This is a genomic window from Corynebacterium amycolatum, from assembly GCF_016889425.1.
In the GTDB taxonomy this organism is placed as follows: domain Bacteria; phylum Actinomycetota; class Actinomycetes; order Mycobacteriales; family Mycobacteriaceae; genus Corynebacterium; species Corynebacterium amycolatum.
In genome coordinates, this window is the sequence record NZ_CP069513.1 from 15,161 (window position 1) to 34,597 (window position 19,437).

General features: G+C 55.7%; 17 protein-coding genes and 1 tRNA gene. 2 read left to right on the forward strand and 16 right to left on the reverse strand.

Going from position 1 to position 19,437, the window contains the following annotated elements; genetic code table 11:
- Positions 1-114: 114 nt before the first annotated feature.
- Positions 115-1,692: an AMP-binding protein gene (locus I6J19_RS00100; protein ID WP_038627995.1), complete on the forward strand. Its 1,578-nt coding sequence runs from the start codon at positions 115-117 to the stop codon at positions 1,690-1,692.
- Between the two features lie 7 nt (positions 1,693-1,699).
- Here the strand turns inward: I6J19_RS00100 and I6J19_RS00105 are convergent, their stop codons facing one another.
- The 11 genes from I6J19_RS00105 to I6J19_RS00155 form a co-directional block, all read right to left on the reverse strand.
- Entirely contained in the window at positions 1,700-2,500 is an 801-nt protein-coding gene (locus I6J19_RS00105) for an aminoacyl-tRNA hydrolase (protein WP_038627992.1), read from the reverse strand.
- Positions 2,500-3,792 (reverse strand): phosphoserine phosphatase SerB, encoded by a 1,293-nt coding sequence (gene serB / locus I6J19_RS00110; protein WP_038627990.1) that lies wholly within the window; start codon positions 3,790-3,792, stop codon positions 2,500-2,502. The genes I6J19_RS00105 and serB overlap by 1 nt, the downstream gene beginning before the upstream one ends.
- A 284-nt stretch (positions 3,793-4,076) precedes the next feature.
- On the reverse strand, positions 4,077-5,777 hold the full coding sequence (ctaD, locus tag I6J19_RS00115) for an aa3-type cytochrome oxidase subunit I (protein ID WP_005511131.1): 1,701 nt from the start codon (positions 5,775-5,777) through the stop codon (positions 4,077-4,079).
- A gap of 328 nt (positions 5,778-6,105) precedes the next feature.
- Positions 6,106-7,122, reverse strand: a complete 1,017-nt coding sequence (gene nrdF, locus I6J19_RS00120) for a class 1b ribonucleoside-diphosphate reductase subunit beta (protein WP_016422253.1) — start codon at positions 7,120-7,122, stop codon at positions 6,106-6,108.
- 339 nt (positions 7,123-7,461) lie between these two features.
- Entirely contained in the window at positions 7,462-8,919 is a 1,458-nt protein-coding gene (locus I6J19_RS00125) for an MFS transporter (RefSeq protein WP_038627985.1), read from the reverse strand.
- Positions 8,920-8,969: 50 nt separating this feature from the next.
- Positions 8,970-9,695, reverse strand: a complete 726-nt coding sequence (gene deoD, locus I6J19_RS00130; RefSeq protein ID WP_038627983.1) for a purine-nucleoside phosphorylase — start codon at positions 9,693-9,695, stop codon at positions 8,970-8,972.
- 235 nt (positions 9,696-9,930) lie between these two features.
- Positions 9,931-12,075 carry a class 1b ribonucleoside-diphosphate reductase subunit alpha gene (nrdE, locus tag I6J19_RS00135; RefSeq protein ID WP_187402564.1) on the reverse strand — a complete coding sequence of 715 codons (2,145 nt, stop codon included), beginning with the start codon at positions 12,073-12,075 and terminating at the stop codon, positions 9,931-9,933.
- Positions 12,076-12,249: 174 nt separating this feature from the next.
- Complete coding sequence (gene nrdI / locus I6J19_RS00140) at positions 12,250-12,672, reverse strand: class Ib ribonucleoside-diphosphate reductase assembly flavoprotein NrdI (RefSeq protein WP_187402555.1); 423 nt, start codon at positions 12,670-12,672, stop codon at positions 12,250-12,252.
- A gap of 85 nt (positions 12,673-12,757) precedes the next feature.
- Positions 12,758-12,982, reverse strand: a complete 225-nt coding sequence (nrdH, locus tag I6J19_RS00145) for a glutaredoxin-like protein NrdH (protein ID WP_005511161.1) — start codon at positions 12,980-12,982, stop codon at positions 12,758-12,760.
- A 739-nt stretch (positions 12,983-13,721) separates the two neighbouring features.
- Positions 13,722-13,844, reverse strand: a complete 123-nt coding sequence (ykgO, locus tag I6J19_RS00150; protein ID WP_005511141.1) for a type B 50S ribosomal protein L36 — start codon at positions 13,842-13,844, stop codon at positions 13,722-13,724.
- Between the two features lie 251 nt (positions 13,845-14,095).
- Positions 14,096-15,577: a sugar porter family MFS transporter gene (locus tag I6J19_RS00155; RefSeq protein ID WP_141737475.1), complete on the reverse strand. Its 1,482-nt coding sequence runs from the start codon at positions 15,575-15,577 to the stop codon at positions 14,096-14,098.
- 38 nt (positions 15,578-15,615) lie between these two features.
- On the opposite strand from I6J19_RS00155, the gene nadE reads away from it, so the two are divergent.
- Positions 15,616-16,467, forward strand: coding sequence for an ammonia-dependent NAD(+) synthetase (gene nadE, locus I6J19_RS00160; RefSeq protein WP_049181988.1), 852 nt, complete (start codon positions 15,616-15,618; stop codon positions 16,465-16,467).
- A 37-nt stretch (positions 16,468-16,504) separates the two neighbouring features.
- Here the strand turns inward: nadE and I6J19_RS00165 are convergent, their stop codons facing one another.
- The 5 genes from I6J19_RS00165 to I6J19_RS00185 form a co-directional block, all read right to left on the reverse strand.
- The gene (locus tag I6J19_RS00165) at positions 16,505-17,101 is read right to left on the reverse strand and encodes a TetR/AcrR family transcriptional regulator (RefSeq protein ID WP_224784081.1); all 597 of its coding nucleotides are present in this window, start codon (positions 17,099-17,101) and stop codon (positions 16,505-16,507) included.
- Between the two features lie 179 nt (positions 17,102-17,280).
- Complete coding sequence (locus tag I6J19_RS00170) at positions 17,281-17,715, reverse strand: pyridoxamine 5'-phosphate oxidase family protein (protein ID WP_016422245.1); 435 nt, start codon at positions 17,713-17,715, stop codon at positions 17,281-17,283.
- 134 nt (positions 17,716-17,849) lie between these two features.
- Positions 17,850-17,925 (reverse strand) — tRNA-Ala (locus tag I6J19_RS00175).
- A 175-nt stretch (positions 17,926-18,100) separates the two neighbouring features.
- The gene (locus I6J19_RS00180; RefSeq protein WP_038627977.1) at positions 18,101-18,832 is read right to left on the reverse strand and encodes a DsbA family protein; all 732 of its coding nucleotides are present in this window, start codon (positions 18,830-18,832) and stop codon (positions 18,101-18,103) included.
- A 133-nt stretch (positions 18,833-18,965) separates the two neighbouring features.
- Positions 18,966-19,406 carry a MauE/DoxX family redox-associated membrane protein gene (locus I6J19_RS00185; RefSeq protein WP_038627975.1) on the reverse strand — a complete coding sequence of 147 codons (441 nt, stop codon included), beginning with the start codon at positions 19,404-19,406 and terminating at the stop codon, positions 18,966-18,968.
- Positions 19,407-19,437 lie beyond the last annotated feature (31 nt).

Below are 19,437 nucleotides of genomic sequence, written 5' to 3' on the forward strand. Positions count from 1 at the left end.
AACTGTCAGCACACCTACTACTGTGATGTGAAACACAACGAAGCTAACACGGTGATCCTTGTTCAAGGAATTCATCTGAAGCCTGACGCACGTGCAGAAAGGTTGTTTTCCCCTATGCCGCTGACTAGCAGTCTTCCCAACATCGATATTCCGGAGACCTCTCTATTCGATTTTCTGTTTGGCGAAATCGAGCCTCGGCACAAGGATAAACTCGCAGTAGTTGACTCCGGCTCAGAGGTAACTTTCGGGGATTTGAAGGCCAGCATTGAGGCCTTCGCGGGCGCTCTTGCTGCACGTGGAATTAAAAAGGGCGATGTTGTTGCCCTGCACTGCCCTAACTCCACCACCTTCGCAGTCGCTCTGCACGGTGTTCTTCGCGCAGGTGCAATCTGCACGACTGTTGCCTCGCTGGCAACTGCCGAGGACGTTGAAACGCAGCTGCGTATCTCTGACGCCAAGATGATGCTGACGACTTCGTCGATTGGTTGGGCCGGTGCTAACGGCGCTGAGGCCGCTGGCCTCCCGGAAGAGATGATTATCGGTCTGACGGGGCTTCACGGCATGGGTGAGCTGCTTGCTGAAGGCCATGCGGGACCAGATGTAGACGTTTCTCCCGATGACGTTGCTGTCATTCCGTTTTCTTCTGGCACCACTGGTGTGCCAAAGGGCGTCCAACTCACGCATCGCAATCTTGTTGCCAACGTGGCTCAGGCAGGAGCAGCAACTGTCGAGGCATTGGATGAGACAACCCCGGCGGTTACGATTCTGCCGTTCTTCCACATCTACGGTTTGACTGCTCTGCTCAATCTTTGCCTCTGGCGACGCACTACCCAGTACACGATGGGCAAGTTCGACTTGCTGGATTTCCTTTCCATTATTTCGGAGCACAAGGTCAAGTTTGCGTTCATCGCACCGCCGGTCGCAGTTGGGTTGGCCAAGCACCCGGCTGTCGATTCCTTCGATCTGTCCAGTCTGGAGACTATTTTCTCCGGCGCAGCTTCGCTTCAGCTGGATTTGGCGGAGCAGGTGGAAAAGCGCCTCGGCTGCACTGTCGCCCAGGGCTACGGTATGACCGAGTCCTCCCCTGCCGCGCACATTCGTATCGGACACGACAGCCCACTGGATTCCATCGGTCGAGCAGTCCCGAACACCGAGTACAAAATCGTTGACCTCGATACTGAGGACCTCGATGAAATCCCAGTTCCTGAATCAGGACGTTCCAAGTCCGGAGAACTGTGGATTCGCGGTCCTCAGGTAATGAAGGGTTATCTCAACAATCCCGAAGCTACGGCTGCAACGCTTGTCGACGGCTGGTTGCGAACAGGCGACGTTGCGGAACTCGACAAGGAAGGGAATGCGTACATTGTCGACCGCTTCAAGGAACTGATCAAGTACAAGGGTTACCAGGTACCACCGGCAGAACTTGAGTCCGTGCTTCTCGAGCACCCGGATATCGCTGATGCTGCCTGCAGTGGTGTCATTCGCTCCGATGGTGAGGAAATTCCGAAGGCATATGTGGTGCTCAAAGAAGGAAAGTCACTCACTGCTGATGAGGTAATGGACTTTGTTGCCGACCGCGTCGCACCGTACAAGAAGGTGCGAGTAGTCGAATTCATGGATGAGATTCCAAAATCGGCAACCGGCAAGATCCTGCGCAAGGATCTTAAGGCCATGGAGGCAGCACGCGCTTAGCTGTCCGCTACTGCCCCTGTGCCCCTGGCGTGACCGACACGGTGATTGATCCAGGGGCAATCTCTGTAAACCCAGCATCCTGAACTTCTACAGCACGTAGCTCTGGCGCTGGCCACAGCTCCCGCGGTGTTTCTTTCACATCTAACGCGTAGCCAGTTTGCGCCCACGCCCACGCTTCCTCAACCGACAGGCTGGCCGCATAGAGCATTGAGCCGTGTCCAACTTGCGCGGCCACCTTTCCTACGGACATATTCAGGTTCTTGTCCACCCAAATCACTGGCGGAGCAAAGGTGTCAGCACTCCCACGGTTGCCCGAGTCGTCGGGAGATGTGGTCTCCGGGTCGTCGTAAGGCAAATCGGTGCCGGAAATTTGTAGTTTGGCAATCTCTGGGTAGGTATCGTCGACAGGAGTTGGCACTAGTGCGCGAGCTTGCGCGCCGTCGACATCTACGGTGACACCCGGTGCAAGCTGAGCGCGTTGCCAGCCGATATTGCGAGCGCGACGTGTGAGCTTGCGGATGCGCGCGCCGTACCAAGACACCAGACCTTGTTGATAGGCCGAAGTGTCATCGCCTGCGCGCTCGTCGAGGCAACAAGCAACAACAGCCATCGCGGCGGCGCGGAGCAGCGCAGTGCGCGAGGGGCGTTCCTTCTTCGGCACCTCAAGCAAAATAGCCATTGCCCACGGCACATCCTCGCCATGGTCTTCCCTATCGGGTTGCGGCAGGAGGCTATGGGCAATGCGGAACCATTCCGGCACCGATGATGCGTCCGTGACAGCGGGATTCTTGTGATCCTGGCGTCGCACTACTGCTCCAACGGCACGCGGCGGAAGGTGCCATCTTCGCGGTCGGCATCGTCGATTTCATCGCGGGAAATACCCAACATGAACAGAATCGAGTCCATGAATGGAACGTTGACCGACGTGTCAGCGATTTCCTTCAGCGCCGGCTTCGCGTTGAAAGCAATACCGAGGCCCGCGACTGACAACATATCGATGTCATTGGCGCCATCGCCGACAGCGACGGTCTGGTGCATCTGAAGCCCAGACTCCGCGGCGAACGCCTTAAGACTGCGGGCCTTTTCCTGCCTATCGACGACACCGCCGACCACGCGACCAGTCAGCTTTCCGTCCTCAATCTCGAGGGTATTGGCCTTGTAAAAGTCCAGGCCGAGATCCTTTGCCAGTGGCTCCAGAATCTGGATAAACCCACCGGAGACGGCACCACACTTGTAACCGAGACGTTTCAGCGTGCGGATCGTAGTGCGGGCGCCAGGGGTCAGCTCGATGGAGTCGGTAACTTCCTCAAGGACGCTGACCGGCAGGCCTGCCAGAGCCTTAACTCGCTCGTGCAATGACTCAGCGAAGTCCAGTTCACCGCGCATAGCGCGCTCTGTAACCGCTGCAACCTCCGCCTCGCGACCAGCGTGGGCGGCCAGCATCTCAATGACCTCACCGGTAATCAAAGTGGAGTCCACATCGAAGCAAATCAAGCGTTTGGATCGGCGCTGCAAACCTGCGCGTTCAATTGCGATGTCAATGTCCTGGTCCTGTGCAAGCTCAACCAGCGCCTTACGCAGCGGAATGCCCGCACCCGGCTTCGGGTCCGGAATAGAGACAAGCAGCTCCAGGCCAGTAACTGGGTAGTCGGCAATACCGCGAATGGAATCGATGTTTGCACCGTAATCTGCGAGAGTACGGCCGATACGGGAAATATCCTCAGCATTGACCGGATTGCCCAATACGACAAGTGCATGGGTAGATCCATCGCTGCGCTCAATCGGGGCATCAAGCTGAAAACTGACAGTCATGCCGTGAGGCTTCAGTGTTTCAATGAGCCCCTCACGCAGAACGCCGACCTTCTCTTCTGTAACGCCAACAAGCGCACCGAGACTCAAATTAGAGCGGAACACCGACTGCTCCACATCAAGAATCTGAACTCCGTGGGCCGCGAGCACACGGAAGAAGGCTGCCGAGACACCCGGGCGGTCTCGGCCAACGGCGGTAATAAGCACCGGAGCTAGTCCCGGTGCTAACGAAACCGACAAGGCATCGGTATCTGCGGACTGACTGGGAGAGGTAGTTACCTGTTCATTCACCAATCCAGTATCGCATGAAGCCCCAGCAGAGTGCTCATCGCATTGCGGGATACCGCACTTCGGAGGGTGGCCAGTCACAGCCGTTAGCTGTCGCCCCCCCCTGCTCTCCGCTGCTCTCCCCTCCAGCTCCCTTGCTGCGCTCCCTGCCCCCCCCCCTTACTGCGCCTTCCCTAGGAAAGACTCTCAAAGACAAGACTACGGCCCCATCACGGAGATCCGTGATGGGGCCGTAGCTTCGCGTAGTTATTAACTCAGAGTTGCATCAGCCATGTAGCCACTAGCTCTTAGAGCTGGCGACCAACGTGGGCCTCTGCGCGCTGACGCTCAACCATGTGCGGGTAGTGCAGCTCGAACGCCGGGCGCTCCGAGCGGATGCGCGGCATCGAGGTGAAGTTGTGGCGCGGCGGCGGGCAAGAGGTAGCCCACTCGAGAGAGTTACCGTAACCCCACGGGTCATCAACAGTGACGACCTCACCGTAGCGCCAGGACTTGAAGACGTTCCAGACAAACGGGATAACAGACAGACCCAGGATGAACGCACCAACGGTGGAAATCATGTTCAGGGTGGTGAAACCGTCAGTCTCGAGGTAGTCGGCGTAACGACGCGGCATACCCTCGTTACCCAGCCAGTGCTGGACCAGGAAGGTCAGGTTAAAGCCGATGAAGGTCAGCCAGAAGTGAACCTTTGCCAGCTTCTCGTCGAGCATACGTCCGGTCATCTTCGGGAACCAGAAGTAAACGCCCGAGTAGGAAGCGAAGACCAGGGTACCGAACAGAGTGTAGTGGAAGTGTGCCACGACGAAGTAGGTGTCAGAGACGTGGAAGTCCAGCGGCGGGGATGCCAGCATAATACCGGTCAGACCACCGAACAGGAAGGTCACGATGAAGCCGAGAGCGAAGGTCATCGGGGCCTCGAAGGTCATGTGGCCACGCCACATCGTACCCATCCAGTTGATGAACTTAACACCGGTCGGGACCGAAATCAGGAAGGTCATGAACGAGAAGAACGGAAGCAGAACGCCACCGGTCACGAACATGTGGTGCGCCCACACAGCCATGGACAGACCTGCAATAGACAGGGTCGCGAAGACCATACCTGCGTAGCCGAACAGCGGCTTACGGGAGAAGACCGGAACAACCTCAGTAATGATGCCCACGAACGGCAACAGCAGAACGTAGACCTCTGGGTGACCGAAGAACCAGAACAGGTGCTGCCACAGCATGGCGCCACCGTTTGCCGGGTCGTAAATGTGACCGCCCAGCTTACGGTCGTACAGAACACCAAGAGCAGCTGCAGTCAGAATCGGGAAGATCAGCAGAGCCAGAATCGAGGTAACCAGGATGTTCCAGGTGAAGATTGGCATACGGAACATGGTCATGCCCGGTGCGCGGAGGCACAGGACAGTGGTGGTCATGTTAATAGCGGAAGCGATAGTACCGACACCACCGACACCGACACCGACAATCCACAAGTCAGAACCGACACCCGGGGAGTGAATCGGGTCAGACAGCGGAGAGTACATAGTCCAACCGAAGTCAGCAGCACCACCCGGAGTCAGAAAACCCGACAACATCAGAATGCCACCAATAGTTGTCAGCCAGAAGCCGAAGGCGTTCAGACGCGGGAAAGCCACGTCCGGAGCACCAATCTGAAGCGGCAGAATGTAGTTAGCAAAACCCCAAACAATCGGGGTACCGAACAGAAGCAGCATCACCGTGCCGTGCATGGTGAACATCTGGTTGAACTGCTCGTTAGAAAGGAACTGAAGTCCTGGGGCGAAGAGCTCAGCACGGATAAGCAGAGCCATCAGACCGCCGACAAAGAAGAACGAGAAGGACATAATGATGTACATAATGCCCAGCTTCTTGTGGTCGGTCGTGGTCAGCATTTCCCACGCCCAGCTGCCCTTACGCTCATGTCCGAACGGCTGCGGCCGTTCCGGCGCTACAACGCCATGATCTGGACGAGGCGCTACTGCAGTCATTCTTCCTCCTTACTACGCGAAGATTTCCTGTAACTCACTACAGGGATTTGAAGTTTTGTCCTTGTGAGAATAGTGCAGGTGAGTACGCGACGGCGAAACCACCTACCACTATGTGCCAGATTCTAGTCTGAACCTTGGAAAAAGTTAAGGCCAAGGAATTTTCCGGCCCACTTCCCCACTCAGCTAAGCACACTATTAGTTTCCTGAGAATTGTCTTAACCTGGGCTAACGCCTTTTTAGCAGGAACCGTCGAGGCTAGGGCTACTACCCCCGTGTGTGCTGTCACCAGAGTAGGGCTCGGTGCGGAATGTTCCCTACACCTGTGCTTTTAGAAGTCCCAGTCCTCATCCTCGGTTACTTCAGCCTTACCCATGACGTAGGAAGAACCGGAACCTGAGAAGAAGTCGTGGTTTTCGTCAGCATTCGGCGACAGAGCCGACAGGATTGACGGCGAAACTCGAGTCTCGTCGGCCGGGAACATACCCTCATAGCCCAAGTTGTTCAAAGCCTTGTTGCCGTTGTAACGCAGGAAACGCTTGACATCCTCGGTCCAGCCGAGTTCGTCGTACATCTCTTCGGTGTACTGAATCTCGTTGTCGTAGAGATCAAACATGAGATCGAAGGTGTAATCCTTCAGCTCGTCACGTTCAGCCTGGGTCAGACGCTCCAGGTTGCGCTGGTACTTGTAACCGATGTAGTAACCGTGAACTGCCTCATCACGAATAATCAGGCGAATAATGTCCGCGGTGTTGGTCAGCTTGGCATGGCTGGACCAGTACATCGGCAGGTAGAAACCCGAGTAGAACAGGAAGGACTCCAGCAAAGTGGAAGCGACCTTCTTCTTCTGCGGGTTATCGCCCTCGTAGTAATCGAGGATAATCTTGGCCTTCTTCTGCAGGTACTCATTCTCCTCGCCCCAACGGAACGCATCCTGAATCTCAGGGGTCGACGCCAGCGTCTGGAAAATCGACGAGTAGCTCTTTGCGTGCACCGATTCCATGAAGGCGATATTGGTGTATACAGCTTCCTCGTGCGGAGTCAGCGCATCCGGGATGAGCGATACTGCGCCAACTGTGCCCTGGATGGTGTCCAGCATGGTCAGACCAGTGAACACGCGCATCGTGGTGCGCTGCTCCAGTGCATTGAGTGTATTCCAGCTCTTGATGTCATTCGACAGCGGCACCTTTTCCGGCAACCAGAAGTTACCGGTCAGACGATCCCAAACCTCGAGATCCTTGTCATCAGGAATCGTGTTCCAGTCAATAGCCGCAACTGGGCATGCACGCGACTCTGGATTCTTCTCACGGTGGGCCGGAGTCGAGGGTGGGCAATCATCGAAACTCACGTGGAAACCTCTCCCTTTTTCATTGATCTTGCCGTTTCCCGAACACACCTTATACATAAGGAATGTCCTTCACTCTTTACGAGTTCGAAAACAGCGGCTGCAGCGGTGGCTATTCCAGCCTTGTCCCACTACAAAACGTCAGGCTCCCGATGAAAGGAGCCACTACCCTTAGCAGCTTACCCACACTGCCCTCTTTCAGCACACCACTGTTGGCTATCTCTCCAATGAACACCTTTTATTTGTGCCCCCTCTCCTCATGCACCCACGTCACACAAAGAAAAAGGCGCTTGACGACGCAATGTCCGTCGTCAAGCACCAGGTGCAAAATGTTGCGCGAACCTAGGCGTGAACCTTCTCGCGGTTTTCTGCGGTGTCGTTGATGAGGCGGTCGGAGATGACGTACACCAGCAAACCTACGACAGCCATGAGCGCGAGCAACCAAGCGATAGTAGCGGAGACCCCTTCTGCTTCAGACTGCGCGATGGAAAGGGCGCTGAAGAAGGCCGGCCGAGAATCAACAAGCATGGCCGTTAACGCAATGCCAACCGGGACGGCGATGTTGATAGTCAGATTATAGAAACCGATTGCGACACCAGACTTGGCCGCGGGAATGTTCTGCAGTGCGGTCGCGACCAACGGCGCATACATGAGCGCGAACCCTGATGGGAACAGAATCATGGACACGATAACCGTGGCAACACCGGCCCCCGGCAGCACTGCGGGAATGAGCAACGCCACGATAATGATGCTGATAGCTGCGACAATAGCCTGCCTCGAAGACAGGAACTTGGCAATCTTGCCAGACATCACACCAACGATGACAGCACAGAGATAACCCGGCGCGAGAATGTAGGCAGCACCGTCGAGGTTAATGCCATAGAGCTCGTCGACCATATACGGCAATAGAATGACCGAATACCCCAACTGGACCATGTAAACCACGAGCACAACAATCAGCGCGCAAACGTAGCGGGCATTGGTAAAGAACGACGGGCTGACCACGGCGTTGCCGTGCGCCCGGATGTGCCAGACAAAGAGCGCGACACCCAACACAGCGGCCGCCAGCCACCACCATTGGACCTGCTGCTGGAACCGCTGCAAGAACAGCATCACCGCAGTGGAGATAGCCGCGATGAGGAACAGGCCGAATATATCCAGGTGACTCTTCTGCTGCTGCTCTTCCGGAACTGTCTTAATCAGGAACGGAATGGCAACTATCAGAATGAGCGAAATCAGGAACATAGCCGGCCAGGAAATGTAGGTAGCCACAATCCCCGAGGTCAACGTTCCAATCAGCAGCGCAGCTTGGAAGGCCGCGGTGGAAAAGCCGAGGTAGGTTTTCTGATCTTCTGGGCTTAGGTACTTGGTGACATAGATGACGTAGAGTGTCTCAGCCGCCGCCAGACCGGCAGTTTGAATAATGCGGGCAGTAAGCACCATTGGCCATACTCCCTGGAAGAAATAACCCAGTAGAGAGCCCACGGCGACAAAGCCAATACCGACAATCATCAATTTGCGGATACTGATGCTGTCCGCCAATGCGGCGTACACCACCGCTCCAATGCCAATCAAAATACCGGCGAGTGTCGCCTGCAGACTGGCCGTGGAGACACTGAGATCCAGAGATTCCGCAATCGGCTTGGTCATGAACTTAAAGCCATTGTCCAAGACCAAACAGAATACAAAGGAAAACAGCAAGACCGGGACTGCGGCCTTAGGGTTTGGCGCCGCAGCGTTGGACGCTGCGCTTTGAGAGAGATTCACGTTCAAGCTGGTATTACTGGCGGGATTGCTCATCGCACTGTACCTATTTCACACTTCAAGCCAATTGATTGCAGACCAGGACACTAGAGTCGAGCCAGCGGCAATGCGAGCTCCATCATCGTCGTGAAGGCCTTCTCACGTTCTTCCGGAGTGGTCTTTCCACCGGTGACGATGTTGTCCGACACAGTGAAGATTCCCATGGCCTCCACACCGGCCTCGGCGGCAGTGGCATAAAGGCCAGCAGATTCCATCTCCACCGCCAGCACACCCATGCGTGCCCAACGGTCGTTCACATCATCCTGGAAGTTGTAGAAAATATCGCTGGACAAGATGTTGCCGACGTGTGTTGTGATGCCCTGCTCGCGGGCGCGATCGCGAACATCTTCAATCAGACGGAAAGATGCGGACGGGGCGAATGTTCCCGGCAAGTTGTACTGCGATAGAAAATTGGAGTCAGTCGACGCCGTCTGGCCAATAACCACGTCATACAGGTCCAGCTCCGGCTGCAACGCGCCGCACGAACCGACGCGAATCAGCTTCTTGCAGCCGAAAACATGGATAAGTTCCCAGGAGTACAGCGAGATAGACGGAATACCCATACCGGACCCCATGACAGACACTTCCTGCCCCTGGTAGGTGCCGGTAAAACCCAGCATGTTGCGAACTTCGTTGAACTGAACGACATCGTCCAAATAGGTCTCCGCAATGAACTTCGCACGCAGCGGGTCACCTGGCAACAAAATAGTTTCTGCAATCGGCGCACCCTTTGGGTTGATGTGTGGAGTGCTCTTACCAGTGGTATCGGACATGGCTTCCAGCCCCTTCTCCCACTAGCCGTGGGTGAAAATTACGCGAACATTGGTGTACCACTGCCCAGGTTAATTACCTGCATTACAACCGTCAATAGTAATATTTACATTTGTTCCCAATTGGGTGGAGTGACGAAAAAGGCGCGAGAACCTCCCGACAAAACTCGGGGAAATTCTCGCGCCTTCAATGCGCTACAGCTAAAGCATTAGATGCCTAGCCCTCAAACACGCTTGCTTAAAGCATGCAGGATACGCAGCCCTCAACCTCAGTACCCTCCAGCGCAACCTGACGCAGGCGGATGTAGTACAGAGTCTTAATACCCTTGCGCCATGCGTAAATCTGCGCACGGTTGAGATCACGAGTGCTCACCGTGTCCTTGAAGAACAAGGTCAGGGACAGTCCCTGGTCAACATACTTGGTAGCGACCGCGTAAGTGTCAATAATCTTCTCGTAGCCGATTTCGTAGGCATCCTGGAAGTACTCGCGATTGTCATTGTCCAAGTGCGGAGCCGGGTAGTAAACGCGACCAATCTTGCCCTCCTTGCGAATCTCAATCTGAGATGCAATCGGGTGAATCGACGAGGTCGAGTTGTTGATGTACGAAATCGAACCGGTCGGCGGCACTGCCTGCAGGTTGCGGTTGAACAGGCCGTACTCCATGACGTCGGCCTTCAGCTGCGCCCAGTCCTCAGCGTCCGGAATGTGTGCGGTGGAGTTCGCGAAGATCTCCTTTACGTGCTGAGTCTTCGGCTGAAACTCTGCCGGATCGAAGTTATCGAAGTACTTGCCGCTGGCGTAGTCGGAGTTCTCAAAGTTGACGAACCTCTGACCGCGCTCACGAGCAATCTTGTTAGAAGCGCGCAGGACAGCGTAGAGCACTGCTGCGAAGTAGGCATTGGTGAAGTCCAGGCCCTCTTCCGAGCCGTACATAATCTTCTCGCGGCCAAGGTAGCCGTGCAGGTTCATCTGCCCCAGGCCGATGGCGTGAGATCCGTCGTTTCCCTTGCGAATCGATGGCACCGAATCAATAGAAGTCTGCTCACTGACCGCAGTCAGGCCACGAATGGCAGTCTCGACGGTGCGACCGAAGTCTGGCGAATCCATGGTCATCGCAATGTTCAGCGAGCCAAGGTTACAGGAAATGTCCTCACCAACGTGCTCGTAGGACAGGTCTGCATTGTAAGTCGACGGGGTGTTGACCTGCAGAATCTCCGAGCAGAGGTTCGACATATTAATACGTCCCTCAATCGGGTTCGCGCGGTTAACCGTATCCTCGAACATGATGTACGGGTAGCCGGACTCAAACTGAATCTCAGCGATGGTCTGGAAGAACTGACGCGCGTTGATCTTCTGCTTACGAATACGCGGATCCTCGACCATATCCGCGTAGTTCTCGGTGATACTAATGTCCGCGAACGGCTTACCGTAGACGCGCTCGACATCGTACGGGCTGAAGAGGTACATGTCGTCGTTACGCTTGGCCAGCTCGAACGTGATGTCCGGAATGACAATGCCGAGCGACAACGACTTGATGCGAATCTTTTCGTCCGCATTCTCACGCTTGGTATCCAGGAAGCGCATGATGTCCGGGTGGTGCGCGTGCAGGTAGACAGCGCCAGCACCCTGGCGAGCACCCAGCTGGTTAGCGTAGGAGAAGGAGTCCTCCAGCAGCTTCATAACCGGGATGACACCAGAAGACTGATTCTCGATGTGCTTAATCGGAGCACCCTGTTCACGCAGGTTGCTCAGCAGCAGTGCCACACCACCGCCGCGCTTGGACAGCTGCAACGAGGAGTTGATGGCGCGGCCAATGGACTCCATATTGTCCTCGATACGCAGCAGGAAGCAGCTCACCGGTTCGCCGCGCTGGGCCTTACCGGAGTTGAGGAATGTAGGAGTAGCAGGCTGGAAGCGTCCGGTGATGATCTCATCAACCAGGTGCTGCGCGAGCCCCAAGTCGCCGTCGGCAAGCGTGAGAGCAACCATGCAGACACGGTCTTCGTAGCGCTCCAAGTAACGCTTGCCGTCGAAGGTCTTCAGTGTGTACGAGGTGTAGTATTTGTAAGCACCCAGGAAAGTCTGAAAACGGAACTTGTGGGCATAGGCCTGCTTGAACAGTGCCTTGACGTCCTCAAATTCGTACTTCTCCAGAACTTCGGCCTCGTAGTAGTGATTTTCTACCAGGTAATCGAGCTTCTCCCGCAAGTTGTGGAAGAACACAGTGTTCTGATTGACATGCTGCAAGAAGAACTGGCGCGCAGCCATGCGGTCTTTATCGAACTGAATCTTGCCGTCTTCACCGTACAGATTCAGCAGCGCATTGAGCGCGTGGTAATCCAGCTTGTCCTCACCCACCGGCTCCGCGACCTGCTTGCCCATTTCCGACACGTTGACTCCTTTAATATTCATTTGCCTGCACAGGGTCTGTTCAAACACTGCCCAGAGCAATCCAATCTAGCTATTTTCCTCGCACACCGCTTTACGACGGCTTCCGCGAGCGTATCCATTCGGTTGTCCTCAGTGCCCCTTCCCTCGACACTGAGGCTTGCCAACTTAGGCGCTGACTCTACCGTGGAAGAACTCCTCTAGCCCTTCTCGGACTCGCCGCACATCGTGGTCGGTTCCCATCAGCTCGAAGCGATATAGATATGGAACCTTGCACTTGTAGGAGATGACATCCCCTGCTTTACAGAAGTCCTCACCGAAGTTGAGATTGCCGGCAGCAATCACACCTCGGATGAAAGAGCGGTTGTGCTCATTATTAAGAAATTTGATGACCTGCGGAGGAACTGGCCTTGAGTTACCACCGCTGATGGAAACGCCACCACCATAAGTCGGACAAATGAGGACATAGGGCTCATCGGCGATAAGCTCCGGCTCATTACGACGGATGGGAATGCGGGCATTTTTGATACCTAGCTTTTCAACAAACTTGTGTGTATTCCCCGTCGCCGAGGAGAAATACACCACCAGCATGAGAGCTTCACCCTTTACATCGCAAAACCCCCGCAATCTCCGTTTCCTGTGCGGTTAACGAAATCTGCGGAGAGGTGTGTGATTCTTAAGCTGCCTGGAGAGCCTTGATGCGGTCCGGGCGGAAACCCGACCAGGTCTCAGTGCCAGTGTCAACGACCGGCGCCTGGAGGTGACCGAGAGCCATGACGTAGTCCCGAGCCTCATCGTCCATGGTGATGTCGACGATATCGTAGGCAATTCCAGCCTTATCGAGGGCACGAGTGGTAGCGCGGCACTGGACACATGCAGGCTTGCTGTAAACGGTAACCATGACTCTCACAAACTTTCTGGCTTTGGGTAAGACCAATGAATCGGATCGACTTCGTACAAACAACGGAAGCGGCCGAGGAATCAGCGGATTGGTTGAATGACCGAAAGCTCCCAGGGTTCATGAGAAACCGAGTACGGGTGGCAGACAGGTCCTTTTAGCTCTCCTTGGCTCGACATCGAAAACACTACACTTGGTGCCTAGAAAACTCTAGTCATACTAGATGTAGTACTCACAACCATGGTATTCCCTGTTCGGAGATCTCTGGCGCACAAGATGTTGTACACAGACGCACCACAACCTTGTAATTTCACGCTAAAAATTCTAGAAAATCGTAGAAAAACAACTATCGGTCCATTTTGGTTAAACCAATTACTGCAAGACGGCTCGAGGCCAATCACACCAATACCAGGTGCCGCAGTGTCCCTGCTCTGCCCTATCCCTCCCCTACCCAACTTCGGATTCCGCAGCGATTTCAAAAATTACAGGCTGCACATGTGAAACTGTCCGAGTTTATGACACTTTCAGGCCATTTTTCGGGCCAATTTTGACATAAACGCAGTCAGTAACTTCCATCGCCCCATCGCTCCACCGCCCCCAGCCATAAACGCTGTCACCGCCTGAACCTGTCCCTCCAAAAACCAAAAACCGCAACCTTCAGCCACAGTAAAACTGCGACTTCAGATTGCGGTTTTGGCAATAAATGAGGAAGCTATTTGCTTCGCGCTAGCCTAAATAAGGCTTAGCCCTGGCGGGCCTTGAAGCGCGGCTCCTTCTTGTTGATCACGTAGACCTTGCCACGACGGCGCACGACCTGAGCGCCCGGCTTGTTCTTCAGCGACCGAAGGGACTTGCGGACCTTCATTCGGGCGCTCCTTTCTACTCGGCTCCGAAACGGGGATGTGCACACTGCACTCTCCCCGGACAATCACCCCAGTGACTGCCTGGCAACGCACCTTTCCTGATAATCCGAAGAAATATCAAAGAGTATGCGTTACGACACGAGTTGCCATACTACCTAATAAGCGGAATAACTCCAAAAATCCGGGGGAAACATGTTCTTTCACAGTCAACCCCAAGATCGTGACTCCCCACGTTGCAACTGCTTCCACTTCTCTACTTGGCAGCGGCAATCATGTACTCGCGGACCTCGGCAAGCGTCTTACCTGAGGTCTCCGGCACCGCCTTGATGGTGAATACCAGCGCAATTGCGCCCGTAATGGCAAAGAAGAAGAACGACCACGCACCACCGACAGCATCCACCATCGGAAGAAAAGCCTGTGCCACAAACCAGTTCGCAACCCATAGCGCGAGCCCTGCCAGCCCCATACCCAGGCCACGGGCCTCTGTCGGGATGATCTCGGAAATCAGGAGCCAGGTCGCCACCGACACAGCCGCCTGCTGGAACACGATAAATACGGTCATCAGCAGAAGCGACATCATGGCACCCGTCGAAGAGTTACTCGACAAACCATAGACGGGCGCCAGCACGAGCAGCGAGCTTGCACAGCCCACCAGACCGATAATCAGCATTCGCCGACGACCAACGCGGTCAATGATGCTCATACCAATTGCACACGAAATCACCGAAGCGATACCGATGATGATGGAGGTATAGACAGAGCTTTCCGTCGACAAGCCAACCTTGTTCATCATCGTCGGCGCGAAATACATAATCGCGTTCGCGCCCGTGACCTGTTGCGTCACGCCAATCAGCATCGCGATGATGACGGTGCGTCGCACCCACGGGGTTTTCACGGCCAGGCGCTCGGCTGCACGCTGATCGGCGCTTGACGACGCCTCACCAACGGCAACCTCAGCCAGGGTCGCCTCATCTCCCTGTATCTGACGCAGCACGGCCAGCGCCTTGCCCTCCTGTCCTCGACGGACGAGGTAGGCCGGAGTGTCCGGCAGAACCAGCATGCCGATGAGCAGCACGATGCCGGGGACAGCGCCTAATCCAAGCATGAGTCGCCAGTTACCGGAGGAGGCTAGGGCGGAGTTGGTGAGGAACGCCACCAGCTGACCAATCACGATCATCAGCGAGTTCAGGCTGACCAGGCGTCCACGCACATGCGGTGGTGCCATTTCGGAGATGTACATCGGTACGACGATGGAAACACCACCGATACAGACGCCGAGCAAAGTACGCGCAGTACCCAGCGAAAACGCACTAGTAGCGAAAGCACACCAGATACTGCCGATGATGAAGCCGACCGCTCCGAGCAGGATGGTGCCACGGCGCCCCAGAGAGTCCGCTACGCGACCACCCAGGAACGCACCGATAGCCGCACCGACCAAGAGCATGGCGGTGACAGTGGACTCCTGTCCTGGAGTCAGCTCAAAAGAGCGCTGGATATACAGCAGCGCGCCTGAGATGACACCGGTGTCGTAACCAAAGAGGAGGCCGCCCAGAGCGGCGATGATAGCCACGGCTATCGACCGAGTTGTGGTGGTTTCCCGGTTCGGTCCAGTCTTATTCTGTTCGGTTGTACTCACGCTGGAAATCTTGCCACCCTCCGGCCAAAGACCCCCTATCCGAACAGCACTTACTCGATAAAGATGAGAGCTTTGGCACTCTTCTGGCAGGAAAATCATCCCTTTTCCCGTCCTGAACTAGCGGTAGAGTGAGGCTCATGACACCAGTAGGCACACAGGATTTCCCACATCCCCTCCAGTCGGAGATTATTAACGACCTCCACGTCCAGCCCACCATCAATGCCGCCGAGGAAATCAGCCGCCGAGTCGATTTTCTCTGCGATTATTTCCGCGCCGCGCACGCCAAGGGATTCGTGCTCGGAATTTCCGGCGGTCAAGATTCCACGCTGGCCGGACGTCTAGCGCAGTTGGCCGTCGAAAAGCTTCGCAACGGCGGCGAGGACGCCACCTTCATTGCCATTCGCCTCCCCCACGGCGTGCAGGCCGATGAGGACGACGCACAGGTGGCACTGCAATTCATTCAACCTGACCAAAGGCTAACTATCGATATCGAACCGGCCACCGCCGCGATGACCGCCCAGGTCACCGATGCCCTGGCCGGCAGCGCTATCAGCGACTTCAACAAGGGAAATATTAAGGCCCGCATGCGCATGATTGCCCAGTACGCAGTGGCGGGTGTTGACGGCGCTTTGGTCATCGGAACAGATCACGCCGCGGAGGCTGTCACCGGCTTCTACACCAAGCACGGCGACGGCGCCTGCGACCTCGTCCCGCTGCAGGGGCTGAGCAAGCGCCAGGGCGCGGCCTTACTCCGTCACCTCGGCGCACCATCCAGTACGTGGGAGAAGGTGCCGACGGCCGACCTGGAAGAAGATCGCCCTGCGCTTCCCGACGAAGTTGCGCTCGGGGTGACCTATACCGCCATCGACGACTACCTCGAAGGCAAGGCCGTCTCAGATGAGGATGCCGCGCGAATCGAGCACCTCTACTCCATTTCCCGGCACAAGCGAGCCGTCCCTCCTGGACCGGCCGATTCCTGGTGGCGCTAAGCTACTGCCCCGGGTCGGCCCAGCAGTGAGCCCCCCCTTAAGAGAAGGCCTCCGCGCCAGCGTCCCAAATAGCTCCAACTGCGGCCAAGCTGTCTGCCGCACCGGCTTCGGCACTTGGTTCCAGCGCAGGTGAACCATCCTGGACGAGCTCGGCGGTCACCAAACCGTGCGCGAACGCCCACATGGCCAATCCCTTAGGCTCATCGCCAGCAACCTTAATGAATGCATCGCGAATCCAGGCATCCAATGACGAAGGCGAGACGACATTCACGAAATTGGTGCGACTCATCAGTCGGTAACCATGCGGATCGTCGAGAACTGCCTGGCGGTACGCCTGCAGCAGAGACGCTGAAGTGCATTCCTCATCAATGGCGGCATGAATACGCTTGCCCAGATTCTCGAGACTCTCGGTCAGCAGCAGCTGGAGGAGCTCTTCCTTGCCGCTGATGTGCTTATACAGCGATGGAGCCTTCACATCGAGTCGCGCCGCTAGACGGCGCATACTGATTGCGCTCCAACCCGATTCGCGCAGCATCGCGCGCGCTTCATCTACGATCTTCTGCATACGTGGGGACTGCCTGCGCACATCGGGCTGCGCTGGCACCCCATCGGTCGATTCTATGGTGCACGTCACATTTGCGACTGTAACGCGTTGAATCTCACTTAGGGCGCTTTTAGGTAATTTAACCCAACAATTTTTTAAAAAACAGCTAACGGCGGTGCTCAGTCACTAAATGTTGCCTTTGCACGCTGCTAGCTTTGCTTTACGGCGGAGCCTCCACCGTCGTAAAGCAAAAGCACCGTATGCCGCCGCTACACTTCGTAGCGATTCGGCTCCTCACCGAGGTGGAAATGGCGACCGGAAACATCGTTCGGAGTAATGCGCACGTAGTTGTACTTCAACGTCGGCAGCCAGGGCTTCAGCGGCAGCTCATCTGCAGCGTTAATATCCGCGCGGGAGGTGAGAACCTCTGCGTCACCCTTTACAATGACCGACCATGCCTTCTGGGCATCCTTGTCAACAAAGTCGGCCTCAAAAAGAACATCGTGGTTCAGAGAAACAGTAAAAAGCTTCGACCCCTCGGCAGTGCGGAAGTAAATGCTCCCCTCATGAACGACGTAGTTCAGCGGGAAAAGATCCATATCATCTTTACGACGAACAACCAGGCGCCCAAAAGTCTGCGTAGCCAGCAGCTCGAGGGATTCTTCGGTGGACAGTTTCTGGATAACGGAGTCGTTGTGTGCCATACCCCCAGTATTCCACCGTTTAGACAAAGTTGCTACAGCCATACGGATTACCAATCACTGAGGTAAACGGCGAGCACACTACCCAGGGCAGATACAAGAAAACCCCCGGCCATTTCGACCGAGGGATTTTCTACTGGTGGAGCTAACGGGACTCGAACCCGTGACCCCCACACTGCCAGTGTGATGCGCTACCAGCTGCGCCATAGCCCCAGAATCAACATCGAAGTGGCTTTCACCCTCCGCTGTGGACTCCTCAAAGGCTACATGGCACTGTCATGTATCACCAAATCCGCATGTAGAACACTCTTTTACGCATTCGCCGAGTACCCCAAAGCGGATCTGCCGAACATGAACTGAAGATGAATCGTGTGAGCGTGCACGGATCCTAGCGCAGGGCCACCTTGACCCACTGCCCCAGTCCGCCATCACCGGAAATGTTCTCCAGAATATCCTTGCCATCGACAAAGACATGCGGCGAGGAAACCTTGCCCAAGCGCTTCTCAAGGTCATCGAAGTTAGCGTCTGCGCTTGCCTTGGCCTCGGTGGTGTCGATGCCGGAGCGGACTTCGCTGACAATTTCGTCAGCGACACCGAGCTGCTCCAGGCGGTCAGCCAGCTCGTCATTGCTCCACGTGACGGAGTTCTGCTGGTCAGCCATCATCATTGTGCGGAAGTTCCAATATGCGCGAGCATCCCCGGTCTCAGCAATCTTGCGGGCAGTCGCGTAGATGCGAGTGGAGTGACCGTCACGCTGCTCCTTCTCCTGACCATCCAGGAAGTTCAGCGTGCGGTATTCCGCGACAAGCTTGCCGTCGTTTAGCGCCTTGAGCTCATCATCGTGGCCCTCTTCGCTCATCTGAGCGCAGTAGTGGCACGAGAAGTCCTCAAAAATTGTGGCCGTCTTAGCCCCTTCGGCGCCGTCCTTGCTTAGCCGGATGACATCACCGTCGAGTGCGACGGAGAAGTCGACGTCCTCATCTGGAAGTCCCTCAATCGGCTGCGACCGGCCGATGTAGATAACTCCGCCGATAACAACAACAACGACAGCAAGAAGGGCAATCAGGCCAACGACGAAGCCACTGCCCTTTTCATTTGGGTTCTTAATCTTCTGACTCACACCGCTTACGATAGCGGTGTTTTCTTGCCAATGACACAATTGTGCCTGAGAAAACGGGAATGGTTGCTAGACCCCATCGCCTTACTTCAGCCCACTTGCCCTATTGCTTAGGCTTAAAAAACTAGCGGGCGGGCTAGGCGTAAATGGCAAACTTCTTCCACGGCCATACGTACACAAATACAGCCAACGCCAAAAAACCTATGTCTCGGGCAATTGACTTGAGATATGAAACTGCGTCAGCGTTCTCGTCGTAGCCACCGCCACCAAAGCAACCGCAGTCAATCTGCAGTCCGCGCGCCCACGCCGAGATAATGCCTCCGACGAACACCAGCAAGAGCGCTCCTGACAATACTGCTACCGGACGCAGGAAAAGCCCCAATACCAGTAAGAGTCCAAGGATGACTTCGAAGGCGGGCAGCGCAACCGCTACCATCGGCACCAAGTCGCTCGGCAGCAGTTCATAAGCTTGCACTGCCTGACGCGATTCCAGCGGGTTCAGCAGTTTGATAAGACCCGAGTACAACCAAACTGCAGCTAGGCCGAATCGGGCCACCACGCCTACGAAATTCTTCATACACAGAAATATTAGTACAGGTTAACTGCTT